The 15,135-nt window shown below is 66.5% G+C and carries 12 protein-coding genes; 4 read left to right on the plus strand and 8 right to left on the minus strand.

Going from position 1 to position 15,135, the window contains the following annotated elements; translation table 11 throughout:
• The first annotated feature begins 254 nt into the window (after positions 1-254).
• A complete protein-coding gene (locus CI41S_RS40995; RefSeq protein ID WP_139864621.1) occupies positions 255-1,655 on the plus strand; it encodes a selenium-binding protein SBP56-related protein in 1,401 nt (466 codons plus the stop codon).
• Between the two features lie 2 nt (positions 1,656-1,657).
• Entirely contained in the window at positions 1,658-2,326 is a 669-nt protein-coding gene (locus tag CI41S_RS41000) for a hypothetical protein (RefSeq protein WP_139864622.1), read from the plus strand.
• Positions 2,327-2,466: 140 nt separating this feature from the next.
• Here the strand turns inward: CI41S_RS41000 and CI41S_RS41005 are convergent, their stop codons facing one another.
• The 8 genes from CI41S_RS41005 to CI41S_RS41045 all read right to left on the minus strand — a co-directional run bounded on the left by CI41S_RS41005 (position 2,467) and on the right by CI41S_RS41045 (position 10,834).
• Positions 2,467-2,922, minus strand: coding sequence for a MarR family winged helix-turn-helix transcriptional regulator (locus CI41S_RS41005; protein ID WP_139864623.1), 456 nt, complete (start codon positions 2,920-2,922; stop codon positions 2,467-2,469).
• 15 nt (positions 2,923-2,937) lie between these two features.
• Complete coding sequence (locus CI41S_RS41010; RefSeq protein WP_139481625.1) at positions 2,938-3,642, minus strand: ABC transporter ATP-binding protein; 705 nt, start codon at positions 3,640-3,642, stop codon at positions 2,938-2,940.
• A complete protein-coding gene (locus tag CI41S_RS41015) occupies positions 3,639-4,430 on the minus strand; it encodes an ABC transporter ATP-binding protein (RefSeq protein WP_139864624.1) in 792 nt (263 codons plus the stop codon). The genes CI41S_RS41010 and CI41S_RS41015 overlap by 4 nt, the downstream gene beginning before the upstream one ends.
• Complete coding sequence (locus tag CI41S_RS41020) at positions 4,427-6,316, minus strand: ABC transporter permease (protein WP_139864625.1); 1,890 nt, start codon at positions 6,314-6,316, stop codon at positions 4,427-4,429. Before CI41S_RS41020 ends, CI41S_RS41015 begins: the two co-directional genes overlap by 4 nt.
• 334 nt (positions 6,317-6,650) lie before the next feature.
• Positions 6,651-7,850 (minus strand): ABC transporter substrate-binding protein, encoded by a 1,200-nt coding sequence (locus CI41S_RS41030; protein ID WP_139864627.1) that lies wholly within the window; start codon positions 7,848-7,850, stop codon positions 6,651-6,653.
• Positions 7,851-7,879: 29 nt separating this feature from the next.
• Positions 7,880-8,464, minus strand: coding sequence for an amino acid synthesis family protein (locus CI41S_RS41035; RefSeq protein WP_139481629.1), 585 nt, complete (start codon positions 8,462-8,464; stop codon positions 7,880-7,882).
• Positions 8,465-8,480: 16 nt separating this feature from the next.
• Positions 8,481-9,389, minus strand: a complete 909-nt coding sequence (locus tag CI41S_RS41040; protein WP_139864628.1) for a UPF0280 family protein — start codon at positions 9,387-9,389, stop codon at positions 8,481-8,483.
• Positions 9,386-10,834: a 6-hydroxynicotinate reductase gene (locus CI41S_RS41045; RefSeq protein ID WP_139864629.1), complete on the minus strand. Its 1,449-nt coding sequence runs from the start codon at positions 10,832-10,834 to the stop codon at positions 9,386-9,388. Before CI41S_RS41045 ends, CI41S_RS41040 begins: the two co-directional genes overlap by 4 nt.
• A gap of 291 nt (positions 10,835-11,125) precedes the next feature.
• Here CI41S_RS41045 and CI41S_RS41050 point away from each other — a divergent pair, with 291 nt between their 5' ends.
• Together CI41S_RS41050 and CI41S_RS41055 are read left to right on the plus strand one after the other, a co-directional pair.
• Positions 11,126-11,593: a (2Fe-2S)-binding protein gene (locus CI41S_RS41050; RefSeq protein WP_139864630.1), complete on the plus strand. Its 468-nt coding sequence runs from the start codon at positions 11,126-11,128 to the stop codon at positions 11,591-11,593.
• Complete coding sequence (locus tag CI41S_RS41055) at positions 11,593-15,126, plus strand: molybdopterin cofactor-binding domain-containing protein (protein WP_139864631.1); 3,534 nt, start codon at positions 11,593-11,595, stop codon at positions 15,124-15,126. Before CI41S_RS41050 ends, CI41S_RS41055 begins: the two co-directional genes overlap by 1 nt.
• The last annotated feature ends 9 nt before the right edge of the window (positions 15,127-15,135 follow it).

A 15,135-nucleotide genomic window follows, 5' to 3' on the forward strand; every position in this document is an offset into this window, starting at 1 on the left:
AAGCCTTTGCGCGGGGATGACGGCGATGCATTTTGTGCCAGCTCAGCTGACCGGCCCCCGCGCCGCGCGGCTTTGCCGCGCCGGCGTCGTCACCGAAGCTTGTTTTCAGCTGTCACCGTTGCGGTGTAGTCTGCCGGCAAGCGAACCTTAGCCGGCGGCACTCGCAAGAGGCATTTCGATCCGGATTTAAGTTTCCTGCCGTTGCATGCCGCCGTGCCGTGTTGATCCACATCACACAATCAGGAGGGCAGCCGATGACGATGAGGCCAGATCCCACGTTCCACGCCTCGCCGAAGCTGGCGATGGAAGCGCCGGTCGAGAATTTTGCCTACACCGTGCTGCTCAGTCCGGATCATTCCAAGCCGGATGCGCTCGCCGTGATCGACGTCAAGCGCGGCTCGCCGACCTACAGCAAGATCGTCCATACCGTGAGGATGCCCAACAAGGGCGACGAGTTCCACCATTTCGGCTGGAACGCCTGCTCGTCGGCGCTGTCCCCGCTCGCCGGCCACGCCTTCCTCGAGCGCCGTTATCTCATCATCCCCGGCATGCGATCGTCCCGGATCTACATCGTCGATACCAAGCCGGATCCGACACAGGCAAAAATCCACAAGATCATCGAGCCCGAAGAGGTCTTCAAAAAGACCGGCTACTCGCGGCCGCACACCATTCACTGCGGGCCGGAAGGCATCTATGTCTCCACGCTTGGCGGCGGCGGCAAGGACGGCACCGACGGACCACCCGGCATCTTCATCATGGACTGTGAGACCTTCGAGGTGCTCGGCCGTTGGGAGATCGATCGCGGCCCGCAGACCAAGCATTATGACTTCTGGTGGAACCTGCCGCGCGACTACATGGTGAGCAGCGAATGGGCGCTGCCGCCGCAGTTCGAGAACGGCATCGTGCCGGAGGATCTGCTGTCGAACAAATACGGCCATCGCCTGCACTTCTGGGATTTGCGCGCCCGCCGCAACGTCCAGACCATCGACCTTGGCGCCAACCACCAGATGGCGCTGGAGGTGCGGCCGGCGCACGATCCGATCCGCGAACACGGCTTTGTCGGCGTCGTGGTCGACACCACCAACCTCGAAGGCTCGATCTGGACCTGGTGGCGCGAGGGCGGCAAGTTTCACATCGAGAAGACGGCGACGATCCCGCCGGAGCCCGCACCGAAGGACAAGCTGCCGCCGCTGCTGCAAGGCTTTGGCGCGGTGCCGCCGCTGGTCACCGACATCGACCTGTCGATGGACGACCGGTTCCTCTACGTCTCCTGCTGGGGCACCGGCGAGATGCGCCAGTACGACGTCTCCGATCCGCGCAAGCCGAAGCTTTCGGGATCGGTCCGGATCGGCGGCATCGTCGGCCGCGCGCCGCATCCGAACGGACAGGCTTTTGCCGGCGGCCCGCAGATGGTCGAGATCAGCCGCGACGGCAAACGGGTGTACTGGACCAATTCGCTGTACTCGACCTGGGACGACCAGTTTTATCCGCAGGGCATTCCTGGCGCCGAGGTGATGGCGAATGTCGGCGCCAATGGCGGCCTCGAACTGGCCAGGGATTTTTGGGTCGGCCTGCCCGACGGCTATCGCGCGCACCAGATCCGGCTCGACGGCGGCGACTGCTCGACCGACTCGTTCTGCTATCCGTCGGTCTGAATGTGAGTGCGGCCGGCTGGACGCTGGCCTGGCTGTGGCTGGCGGTGATCGCGAGCGGCCTCTACCACGGCATCAACCCGGGAATGGGCTGGCCGCTCGCCGTGTCGGCCGGCCTGATGCAGAGAAGCTCGCGCGCGCTGGTCGCCGCGCTCGGGCCGCTCGCGATCGGTCACCTGCTGGCGATGCTGCTGGTGATCCTCCCCTTCGCGATGCTGGCCGCGCTGGTCGACTGGCAGCGCCCGATCCGGATCGCCGCGAGCCTGCTCGTCATCGCCTTCGGCATCTTCCGGCTGGTCGACCGCCGCCATCCGCGGGCGCTGGCGCGGATCCCGCCGGCGCAGCTCGGCCTGTGGTCGTTCGCGGTCGCGATCGCCCACGGCGCCGCGCTGATGCTGGTGCCGATCTATCTCGGGCTCTGCGAGGCCGCCGATGCCGATCGCGGCCACGCGGCCGCCGGCGCGCTGATCAATGCCAACCTGACGATGGCGCTGCTGGTCTCCGTGGTCCATGCCGGCGCAATGATCATCGCCGGCGGCTGTTTGGCGTGGCTGGTCTATCGATACCTCGGCCTCAAATTCGTATCGCGAAGCTGGTTCAATCTGGATGCGGTCTGGGCCGGCAGCCTGGTGCTGGTGGGTGCCGTCGCGCTGGTGCTTGGCGTGGCAGCGTAGGTTCAGCCGTCATTGCGAGGAGCGAAGCGACGAAGCAATCCATCCTTCCGCGTATGTGGAGCGATGGATTGCTTCGCGGAGCCTGTCATCGGGCGCGCGTTCGCGCGACCCGTTGGCTCGCAATGACGGAAACGTTTGCGTTAGCGCAGCCTGCTCAGCAGCGCGATCAGCGTCTCGCGCTCCTTGGCGTCGAGTGGGGCCAATGTCTCCTTGGAGATCGCGTGCGCGTGGGGAGCGGCCTTTTCGGCCATCTGCTGGCCGGCGCGGGTGAGACTGACCAGCAGGCGGCGGCCATCGTCGGGATCGGGCGACGTTTCCGTGAGGCCGCGCGCCGTCAGGCGGTCGATCACGCCCTTGATGGTCGCGACGTCCATCGAGGTCAGCCGCCCGAGCTGGTTCTGCGAGCAGGCGCCGACCTCCGCCAGCTTCGACAGCGCGGCCCATTGCGTCGGCGTCAGGTTGATGCCGATCTCGCGCGCAAAGATCACGGCGTGGCGCTGCGACACTTGGCGCAGGATGAATCCGATCTGCTCGTCCAGCACATAACCCGGCTTGGTGGCCTTGCCGTTTCGCTTTTGTGCAACTGCCTTCGCCATGGTCTTACCTCGCCCCTACAGCGACAGATGCGCGTCGCGGATATCGGGCCGCGCGTCGAGTTCGGCCATGGTGCCACCAAAGCAGATGCGGCCACGCTCGATGATGTAGGCGCGATCCGAGATCAGCCGGGCAAAATGCAAATTCTGCTCGGAGACCACAATGCTGACGCCCTCCTTCTTCATGGCGAGGATCGCATCGACCATCTGCTCGACGATTTTTGGCGACAGGCCCTCCGACGGCTCGTCGAGCAGCACCAGCGACGGATTGCCCATCAAAGTGCGCGCGATCGTCAGCATCTGCTGCTCGCCGCCGCTCATGCGTCCGCCGGGCCGGTTGCGCATCTCGCCGAGATTGGGAAACAGCTTGAACAGTTTTTCGCGGTCCCATTGCGGCGCGCCGGCCCGCTTCGGCTGGCGGCCAACCTCGAGGTTTTCCTCGACCGTCAGATCGGTGAAGATGCGCCGCTCCTCCGGCACATAGCCGAGGCCGCCGCGCACGATCGCATGGGTCGGCTCGCGCGAGACGTCCTTGCCCTCGAACATGATGCGGCCGGAGCGGTTCTCGACCAGGCCGACGATGGAGCGGAACGTGGTCGACTTGCCGGCGCCGTTGCGCCCGAGCAGCGCCACCACCTCGCCCTCGCCGACCTCCAGCGCAATATCGAACAGGATGTGCGCCGGGCCGTAAAAGCTGTTGAGGTCGTTCACCGTGAGCTTCATGCGGAGGCTCCCTCACGGTGCCGGGCGTCGTAGACCAGGCCTTCGCCGAGATAGATCGCCTGCACCTGGGCGTTGCCGCGGACCTCCTCGGGCGAGCCTTCGGCGATCAGGCTGCCGCGGTTCAGCACCAGGATGCGGTCGGCATGCTCGAACACCACGTCCATGTCGTGCTCGGTAAAGAGCACACCGATCGACTGCTCCCGCGCGATCCGCGCCGTGAGCCGCATCAGCTCGACGCGCTCGCGCGGCGCCATGCCGGCGGTCGGCTCGTCCATCAAAAGCAGTTTGGGCTGGTTGGCGAGCGCGATCGCAAGCTCCAGCCGCTTGAGGTCGCCATAGGCGAGCTCGCCGCAGGGCCGCTCGGCATAGGCGCCCATGCCGACCAGATCGAGCAGCCGGCCGGCCTCGTCGCGGGCGTGGCGCGCGGTCGAGGCCCACAGGTTGAACAGCTCGCCGCCGTGCGAGACCAGCGCGACCTGCACGTTCTCGCGCACCGTCATGGTCGGGAACGTCGCGGTGATCTGGAAGGTGCGGCCGACGCCCATCCGCCAGATCAGGCGCGGCTTCTTGCCGGTGATCTCCTCGCCGAGTAGGCGGACCCGCCCGGAATCCGGAATGATCTGGCCGTTCAGCGCGTTGAAGCAGGTGCTTTTTCCGGCGCCGTTCGGCCCGATCAGCGCCAGGATCTCGCCGGCGCGCAACTCGAACGAGACGCCGCGCATCGCATGCACGCCGCCATAGGACTTTGTCAGTTCCTCGACCGACAGCAATGTGGGGGCCATGCTCATTCGGCGGTCTCGATGCGGGAGGTGAGCACTGACGAAGCCGACGACGCGGACTTGCGCCGGCGATGCAGGAAGGTCTCGAGCGTACCGACGATGCCCTTCGGGAAGGCCACCACGATCAGCACGACGAAGCCGCCGAGCACGAGTTTTGACAGATCGGTCTGGCTGACCAGCCAGATGTTGAGCGCCTTGTAGACGATGGCGCCGATCACCGCGCCCGACACCGTCTCGACGCCACCGAGCAGCACCATCACCAGCGCATCCACCGACAGCGAGATGCCCATATTGTCCGGGAAGACGCTGCCCTTCAGGTAGGCGAACAGCGCGCCGGCGACGCCGGCCACGGTGCCCGCGATCACGAAGGCGGTCCACTGGATGCGCTTGCTGTTGATGCCGATGGCCTCGCTGCGCAGCGGAGAGTCGCGCGTTGCGCGCAGCGCGAAGCCGAACGGCGAGAACACGATGATGCGGAGAATGACGACCGCGAGCGCGGCAATGCCGAGCGCCAGCCAGTAGAAGCGCGCCGGGCTCGCCACCCAGCTCGCCGGCCAGACGCTGAGGATGCCGTTGTCGCCGCCGGTCACCGACACCCACTGGAACGCGATCGACCAGACGATCTGGGCAAAGGCCAGCGTCAGCATCGCAAAATAGACGCCGGAAAGCTGAACGGCGAAGAAGCCGAACACGGCCGCGCCGAGCAGCCCGACGATCGGCCCGAGCAGCAGGCAGACGATCATCGGCAGGCCCGCCTTGGTGGCGAGCAGCGCCACGCCGTAGGAGCCAAGCCCGAAATAAGCGGCATGGCCGAACGACGCCAGCCCGCCGACCGACATCAGGAAATGCAGGCTGGCGGCGAAGATCACGAAGATCGCGATCTCCGAGCCGACCGTGAGCAAATACGGGCTGTTGAGCACTGGCAACGCCGCGGCGACCAGCAGCGCCGCGATCGCGGCGAAGCGTTCGTTCGTGGTCAGCGGCCGCCATGGATTGACGGTGAGGCCCGGCGTGCGCCGCGCCGGCGCCTCCGGCTTGCCGAACAGGCCCCAGGGACGAACGATCAGGACCACCGCCATCACCAGGAACACCAAGATGATGGAGATCTTCGGGAAGATCAGGATGCCGAAGGCGTTGAGCTCCGACACCAAGACTGCGGCGACGAAGGCGCCGATGATGCTACCGAGGCCGCCGATCACCACCACGACGAAGACCTCGACGATGATACGCAGGTCCATCGCATGATTGACGGCATCGCGTGGGATCTGCAGCGCGCCGCCGAGCGCGGCGAGGAAGACGCCGAGCGCAAACACGCTGGTGAACAGCCATTTCTGATTGACGCCGAGCGCCGCCACCATGTCGCGGTCCTGGGTCGCCGCGCGCACCAGGATGCCCCAGCGGGTGCGCTGGAACAGCAGCCAGAGAATGCCGAGCACGACCGGCCCGAGTGCGATGAGGAACAGATCGTAGCTTGGAATGTTCTGGCCGAAGAAATCGATCGCGCCCTTGAAGCCGGGCGCGCGGCGGCCGACCAGATCGTCCGGGCCCCAGATCAGCACCACGAGGTCCTCGACCGTCAGCGTCAGGCCAAAGGTCGCGAGCAGCTGGAACAGTTCGGGCGAATGGTAGATCCGGCGCAGCAGCACCATCTCGACCAGCACGCCGATCACCGCCACCGCCAGCGCTGCGGCGACGATGCCGCCCCAGAAACCGAGCGCGCCCGAGAAACGCTCGGTCAGCGTGAAGGCGACATAGGCGCCGAGCATGTAGAACGCGCCATGGGCAAAATTCACGATCCGCGTCACGCCGAAAATGATCGACAGGCCAGAGGCGACCAGGAACAGCGACGCCGCGCTGGCAAGACCGGTCAGGAACTGGACGACGTAAAAAGCCATGGGCGGTCCGCGTTGGTGTTGATGCGTCGATCATGATCGCCGCGTTCTCTCTTCCACCTCGCCCCGCCTGCGGGGAGAGGTCGGATCGCGAAGCGATCCGGGTGAGGGGGACTCTCCGCGAGCTCAACTCGTGGGGAAAGCCCCTCACCCCAACCCTCTCCCCGCAAGAGCGGGGCGAGGGAGAGGTTCCCTTCACCTCGCCCCGCTTGCGGGGAGAGGTCGGATCGCAAAGCGATCCGGGTGAGGGGGACTCTCCGCAAGTTCGACTCGTGGAGGCAGCCCCTCACCCCGACCCTCTCCCCGCAAGAGCGGGGAGAGGGAGAGGTCTGCAGTCTCAATCCTTCGGCCGCAGCTTCTCGATTTCGGCGTCGCTGGGCAGATAGTCGGAGCCCTTGCGATAGGCGCTATCGACCATGATGCCCTTGCCGTCCTTGAGCGCGGTCTTGCCGGTGAAGGCGCCCAAGGTCGACTGGTGATCGATCTTGCGGAAGGTGATCTCGCCGAACGGCGACGGCATCGAGATGCCTTCGGCCGCGGTGATCAGCTGCTCCGGATCGGTCGAATTGGCTTTGGCGAGGATCGCGGCCGCAGCCTTGATGGTCTGGTAGCCGACGATCGAGCCGAGCCGCGGGTAATCGTTGTACTTGCCTTGGTAGGCCTTCAGGAACGCGTCATGCTCCGGCGTCTTGATCGAATACCAGGGATAGCCGGTGACGATCCAGCCCTCGGGCGTCTCGTCCTTCAGCGGATCGAGGTATTCGGGCTCGCCGGTCAGGAAGCTGACCACCTTGCGGTCCTTGAACAGGCCGCGGGTGTTGCCCTCGCGGACGAGTTTCACGAGGTCGGCGCCGAAGGTGACGTTGAGGATCGCCTCCGGGTTGGCGGCGGCAACCGCCTGCACCACCGGGCCGGCGTCGATCTTGCCCTGCGGCGGCCACTGTTCGTCGACCCACTGGATGTCGGGCCGTTTCTCCGACATCAGCTTCTTGAACACCGCGACCGCCGACTGGCCGTATTCATAGTTCGGCGCGATCGTCGCCCAGCGCTTCGCCGGGAGCTTCGCCGCCTCCTCCACCAGCATCGCGGCCTGCATGTAGTTCGACGGCCGCAGGCGGAAGGTGTAGCGGTTGCCCTTCGACCAGGTGATGGCGTCGGTCAGCGGCTCGGCCGCGAGGAAAAACACCTTCTTCTGATTGGCGAAGTCGCTGACGGCAAGGCCGATGTTGGAGAGGAAGGTGCCCGCAAGCAGCGCGACCTTCTCGCTCGACACCAATTCGTTTGCCGCGGTCTGCGCATCCGCCGGCTTGCCGCCGTCATCCTTGGAGACGACGACCAGCTTCTTGCCGTTGATGCCGCCGGCGGCATTGATCTCTTCCACCGCGAGCTGCCAGCCCTTGCGGTAGGGCTCGGTGAACGCCGGCAGCAAGGAATAACTATTGATCTCGCCGATCTTGATCTCGCTCTGTGCCATAGCGCTGGTCGCCATGGTCGCAACCGCGATCGCCAGACCCGCCCCTACGAAATAACCACGCATCCCGTACCTCCAGTTTGTCTTCAAAGAGATTATCGCAATCCGTCTTCGCCCTTGATTTCGTTCACGGTCAGCCCGCCGACCCGCGGCAGCGGCCGGCCGCTGTCGGTCACCGCGACCGCGACCATGATCTCGTTGGCCCGCGGCGCATCGTTGATCTGCACCTCCATGCCGTCGAAATGGCTGCGCACGAACGCCGCGTCCTTGTGGCCGAGCGGAATGTCCAGCGTGGTGCCGGGGCCCGAGCGCTTCTTCGACGACGGGATCAGCGCGGCGCCCTTGGAGAGCACCTTGCGCACCGGCGCACCCATCTTCGGATGCAGGATCGCGGCCGCATGCTCCAGCTCGCCGTTTTCGCCGACCGCGGCCGCCTTGCCGTAGGAATGCGCCTTGGCGCCGTCGATGCCGAGTGCGGCCACCGCCCGCTTCGACAGCAATTCGCCGAGCTCCTCGCCGATTGCGATCAGCGGCGACAGGTCCTCGACATAGCGGCCGGCAAACGGATTTTCGATCACGGCGATCGCGGCGGCACGCCGGGTCGGCGGCGCGATGGTCTTGCCCATCTCCAGATGGGTCTCCTCGACCACGGTGACGATCTTGCGAATGACGGCGCTCATCTGGCCTCGCTCCCGGTCATGCCTGCAGCACGTTTTGTGTCGTTGTTCCTTGAAACGCGTGCGATGCCGGCGCCTCGCCGCCAATTGCACCGACCAGCCGCGTTTCGCCCAGTAGACGCAATGCCGCGCCCTCGATCAATCCCGACATCAGGAGCAGGCGCGCCTGCGCCGCGCCCGCGTCGAGTGCCCGCTCGATCTCGTGTTCCGCCAAGGGCCCGACATCGCGGGTCACCAGCCGCGCGCCGAGATCGCTGTCCGGCTGCAACTCGTTCGCCGGAAGCCGGACGATCGCGGGATGGCCGGGCAGATCGACCGCATTGGCGATGATGGTCGCCGCGGCATCGGCCCGCGAGGCCGTGCCCGCCAGCACCGTGACGGCATCCGCAATGCCGAGCGAAAAGCTGCGGCCGTGCCGGCCGCTGGTCGCGATACCGCGCACCGGCATGTCGGCATCGATGGCCGTGGTGCGCATCACGCCGTGACGGTCCGGGCGATCCATCAGGCCGACGCTGAACTGCTCCCCGCCGGCGAGATGCAGCGCGATATCGCCGCCATTGTTGACATAGGCGCGATCGAGCGTGGCTTCCCGCAGCATCGCACCGAGGATTTCCTCGGCAACCGAGCCCGCCACCGCCGCCATCGGCGTGATGAAGGTGTCGGCGGCAAATGGCGCGACCGCTGCATGCATGCGCCGCGCGACCACGCCTTTCAGCGCGCAGTGATGTGGATCGGCCGCACTGCGTAACAAAGGCAACTCCGCACAGAGTTCATCCAGCAGGCCAGTGAACCGTTCCGCCGCCGCCCGATAGGCGGCGCTGACATCGGCGTCCCTGCCCTTCGCTCCAATGACCAGATCAATGGGACCGTCCTGCAAATGCAGCCGCTTGCCGTCGGGGAGAAGCGCGATTTGCGGGAGCCGCGTCATGCGCGCCGTCCGGGAATGTAGGGCATCGGCCGGACCTCGGCGCTGTCGCGCAGCGAGGACAGCGGGCGGACATAATCCATGTGGCCGCCAAGCGCCGCATAGTCAGACAGCCGCATCGTGAACTCGATCGGCGCCACCAGCGCCGGCGTCGGCACGTAGCCGAAGGCGCCGGCCGGCATCTGCGTGACATCGACCATGAAGGTGATGCCGCCGCCGGGCCAGACATAGACCGGTGCGCCGCCGCTGGTCACCCGCGTCAGTGCATCCTTGACCGAGCGCGTCAGCCGCACCGGATTGTCGGTGACGCCGGCGCGCAGCGAGCCACCGGCGCCGCCCATGAACAGCACGGTGCACAGCGCCGGCTCGCAATTCTCCTGGATGCGCTCGACCGAAAATCTGAGATCCGCCGGCATCTCGGTCTCGACCGGCCGCAGCGCCTCGTCGAGCACGTAGTAGGAGGCGTGTTCGCCGGTGGTCGAGACCATCAGCATGGTCAACCCCGGCCGCGCCTCCTTCGGATTGAACGGACCGAGGATCGACAAGGGATCGGAAATGTTGGTGCCGCCCCAGCCGGTGCCGGGATCGGCGACCTGGAAATAACGGCCGGGCGTCGAGCGCCGCCCCTTCATCTTGATGCCGGTGTCGGCGATGTCGAGCAGCTTTCCGGCCTGGTGCTCGCTGAGCACGCCGGTGATGTGGTCGTCGACCACCACGACCTCGTCGACCTTGCCGTGCCACTGCTTGGCGAACATGCCGATGGTCGCCGAGCCGCAGCCGACCCGCATCCGTTCTTCCGGCACGCTGTTGACGATCGGCGGCTTGCCGGCCTGCACGATCACGGTGGCACCGCCGTCGATGGTCAGCTCCACCGCCTTGCAGTTGGAGAGGTCCATCAGCGTGTCGCAGGTGACGCGGCCTTCCTTCTTCGAGCCGCCGGTCAGATGATGCACGCCGCCGAGCGACAGCATCTGCGAGCCGTATTCGCTGGTCGTGACATGGCCGACCGCCTCGCCGTCGGCGCGGACAACAGCGGTTTCGGGGCCGAGATAGCGGTCGGTGTCGATCTTCACCTTGACGCCGCAATAGGAGAAAATGCCCTCGGTCACCACCGTGACCATGTCGACGCCGTCGACCTCCGACGAGACGATGAAGGGCGCCGGCTTGTAGTCCGGATAGGTCGTGCCCGCGCCGATCGCGGTGACGAAGATGTCGGGCTGGCGGACGATCTTGCCGTCCCAGTCGCCGCTCACCTGGAACGGCACCAGCTTGCCGCCATGCGACACCGTGCGCTCCAGCACGACATGAGGATCGACGCGGACCAATGTTCCATCATGATTGGCGTAGCGGTCACAGGCACCGGCCGCGCCCGGCTTGATGTAGCACATCACCGGACAGGCATCGCAGCGGATCTTGTCGCCGGCGGCGACGGTCATTGTGTCAGCCATCGTGACCAAGCCTGGACTTGTGGCGGCGGTCGATCATACTTCGCTTGCCTCCGCCGGTGATATCGTTCGTATACGAATGATCCTGCGCGGGAGCTTGCGGCCTGTCAAGCGGCCAATGCGCGGAAAAACTGCCGCTGCCGAATAATAGCCCATTTGCCTAGCCGCCTTGTTCATAAAGCGGGCACGCGCTGCAGCGCGGCATGCCGCCGCTTGCACGTTTGTATACAAACGTTATCCTCCTTCGCGATCGCGCGCGGGGTTGCAGCGCAAACACGAGGGAGAACAAGGGCGATGCGCCTGACCGTGAACGGCAGGAACCATGATGTCGACGCTGCTCCCGACACCGCATTGCTTTACGTGCTGCGCAACGATCTCGAACTGAACGGACCGAAATACGGCTGCGGTCTCGGCGAGTGCGGCGCCTGCGCGGTGCTGATCGACGGCGTCGCCGCGCGGTCCTGCGTGATCCCGATCGAAGGCTGCGTGGGGCGCGACATCGTGACGCTCGAAGGCCTCGGCAGCCGCGAGCATCCCGATCCGGTGCAGGACGCCTTCATCCGCGAACAGGCCGCGCAATGCGGCTACTGCCTCAACGGCATGATCATCACCACCAAGGCGCTGCTGGCGCGCAACGCTGCGCCAAGCGAGCACGAGGTGCTGGAAGCACTGCGCTACAATCTCTGCCGCTGCGGCGCGCATATCGAAATTGTCCGTGCCGCGATGCGCGCCGCCGGCCACGCGCTCGAGGCGCGCGATTGATGGCTGTGACGGAGCAACGCCAGCGCGGCTCGCTGTCGGTCGTGCGCCCTGCGGTGCTGGGCAGCGAAGGCGCATTCGAGACCTTCATCTGCATCACCGCCGACGGCTCGGTCAACGCCTATAACGGCCACGTCGATCTCGGCACCGGCATCCGCACCGCGCTCGGCCAGATCGTCGCCGAAGAGCTCGACGTCTCCTTTGCCCGCGTCGTCGTGATCCTCGGCGACACCGCAACGGTGCCGAACCAGGGCGCGACGATCGCGAGCGAGACCATCCAGATCACCGCCGTCCCGCTGCGCAAGGCCGCCGCCCAGGCGCGGCATTTTCTGGTCGCGCGCGCAGCCGAGCGGTTGGAGCTCCCGATCGAGGAGCTCACGGTCGAGGACGGCCTGATCCGCGGCCACGACAATCGCAGCGTCAGCTATGGCGAGTTGATCGCCGACGACACGATCCAGTTGGAGCTTGCCGACGACGTCCCGGTCAAGGCCGTGGGTGCCTATTCCATCGTCGGCAAATCGGTGCCGCGCGTCGACCTGCCGGCGAAAGCCACCGGCGAGCTGGTCTATGTGCACGATGTGCGGGTGCCGGGCATGCTGCACGGCCGCGTCGTCCGCCCGCCCTATGCCGGCGTCGATGCCGGCCCGTTCGTCGGCACCAGCCTGCTCGCGGTCGACGAAGCCTCGGTGCGCGACATCCCCGGCCTCGTCGCGGTGGTGCGGATCGGCGATTTCGTCGGCGTCGTCGCCGAGCGCGAGGAGAACGCGATCAAGGCCGCGGCCCAGCTCAAGGTGACGTGGAAACCGGGGCCGGCGTTGACCGATCTCAGCGATCTCGAGCAGGCGCTGCGTGCCAATCCGTCGACGCCGCGCCAGCTGATCGACAAGGGCGATGTCGACGCCGCGATCGCGGCGGCCGCAAAGCCGATGCAGCGGACCTACGTTTGGCCGTACCAGATGCACGGCTCGATCGGCCCGTCCTGCGCGGTTGCCGATTACGGCGACGGCGCGATCCGGGTCTGGTCCGGCACGCAGAACCCGCACATTCTGCGCGGCGATCTTGCGCTGCTGATCGAGCGTCCCGAATCCGAGATCGACGTGATCAGGATGGAAGCCGCCGGCTGCTACGGCCGCAACTGCGCCGACGACGTCTCCGCCGACGCGCTGCTGCTGTCGCGCGCCGTCGGCCGCCCGGTGCGCGTGCAGCTCACCCGCGAGCAGGAACATGCCTGGGAGCCGAAGGGCACCGCGCAATTGATGGACGTCAATGGCGGGCTCAATGCCGACGGCAGTGTCGCCGGTTATGACTTCTCCACGCGCTATCCCTCGAACGGTGCGCCGACGCTGGCGCTGCTGCTGACGGGGCGGATCGCGCCTGAAGCCGCCGTGTTCGAGATGGGCGATCGCACCGCGATCCCGCCCTACGACTACGAGAACATGCGCGTCGTCGCCAACGACATGCCGCCGATCGTGCGCGCGTCCTGGTTTCGCGGCGTTTCGGCGCTGCCGAACACCTTTGCCCACGAGTCCTATATCGACGAGCTTGCCGCCGAGGCCGAGGTCGATCCGATCGAATACCGGCTGCGTTACCTGAAGGACAAGCGCGCGATCGATCTCGTCAACGCGGTCGCCGAGCGCGCCGGCTGGACGCCGCGTCCGGTGCGGCAGGAGCCGGAGGCAGAAGGCGACATCGTGCGCGGCCGCGGCTTTGCCTATGCGCTCTATGTCCACAGCAAGTTTCCCGGCTATGGCGCGGCATGGTCGGCGTGGATCGCCGACGTCGCGGTCAACAAGGCGACCGGCGACGTCAGCGTGACGCGCGTCGTCGCCGGGCAGGATTCCGGATTGATGATCAATCCGGAGGGCGTGCGCCACCAGATCGAAGGCAACGTCATCCAGTCGACCAGCCGCGCGCTGATGGAGGAAGTCTCCTTCGAGCGCGGCGCGGTGACGGCGCGGGAATGGGGCGCCTACCCCATCATCAAATTCCCGGAGCTGCCGAAGATCAACGTGCTGATGCTGCCGCGGCGGGATCAGCCGCCGCTCGGCGTCGGCGAGTCCGCCTCGGTGCCGAGCGCGGCTGCGATCGCCAACGCGATCTATGATGCGACCGGCGTGCGTTTTCGCGAGCTGCCGTTCACGCCGGAACGCATTTTGAAGGGATTGCACGGCGAGCAGCCCTCGGCGCCCGCTCCGCTCCCGCCGCCTGCCGCGCCGGCGCAACTCAACAAATGGCAGAACCCGATCGTCAAACGCAGCGGCATCCTCGCCGGTGTTGCGGCACTGTGCGCGGCGGCGATCGGCATCGGTGCCGCCGTGCTGCCGTGGCGCGCTATTGCGCCGATTGCTCAGCCCGATGCATCAGTGTTTTCCGCCGCGACGATTGCGCGCGGCAAGGAGCTTGCGGCGCTCGGCGCCTGCGCGGTCTGCCACACCTCCGAGCATGGCATCTTGAACGCCGGCGGCCGCCCGCTGGAGACGCCGTTCGGCACCATCTACACCACCAACATCACGCCCGATGTCGCGACCGGCATCGGCGCGTGGTCCTACCCCGCCTTCGAGCGCGCGATGCGCGAGGGCATCCACCGCGACGGGCGGCATCTCTACCCCGCGTTTCCATATACGCATTTTGCCAAGGCGAGCGACGCCGACCTGCAGGCGCTCTATGCCTACCTGATGGCGCAGGCGCCCGTGCGCGCCGAGACGCCGCAGAACACCCTCGCCTATCCATTCAACCTGCGTCCGCTGCTGGCCGGATGGAATGCGCTGTTCCACAAACCGGATACGTTCCAGCCCAATCCCGCCAAATCCGAAGTGTGGAATCGCGGCGCCTATCTGATCGAGGGTCTCGGCCATTGCAGCGCCTGTCACTCGCCGCGCAATGCGCTCGGTGCCGAACGGCAGGCCGCCTATCTCGCCGGCGGCTTTGCCGAGGGCTGGGAGGCGCCGGCGCTGACCTCGCTGTCGAAGGCGCCGATCCCCTGGAGCGAGGACGAGCTGTACGCTTACTTGCGCACCGGCGAGTCCCGCCTTCATGGCGTTGCCGCGGGCCCGATGGCACCGGTGGTCAAGGAATTAGCCGCGCTGCCCGACCAGGACATCCGCGCGATGGCGGTCTACCTTGCCTCGTTCAACGAGGCCGCCGATCGGCCGGCCCACGATGCCCTGGCCGCAAGGCTCGAGGCCACGACCGCCGTCACGTCAGCCACGTCCGCCGGCGCCCGGATCTACCAGGGCGCCTGCGCGGTCTGCCACGAGGTCGGAGGTCCCCCGCTGTTCGGCAGCCGGCCCTCGCTGGCGCTGAACAGCAATCTGCACAGCGAGGTGCCCGACAACCTGATCCAGGTGATCCTGCACGGCATCGCCAAGCCCGCGGTCACCGATCTCGGCTACATGCCACCCTTCAAGGACAGCATGAGCGACGGCCAGGTCGCCGAGCTGGTCGGCTTCCTCAGGCGGCAATTCGCCCCCGGCAAGCCGGAATGGACCGGCGTCGCTGCGACGATCGGCCGTATCCGGCAGACCATAGCGCGCTGACCTGCCATG

The organism is Bradyrhizobium ivorense (assembly GCF_900696085.1).
Lineage (GTDB): Bacteria > Pseudomonadota > Alphaproteobacteria > Rhizobiales > Xanthobacteraceae > Bradyrhizobium > Bradyrhizobium ivorense.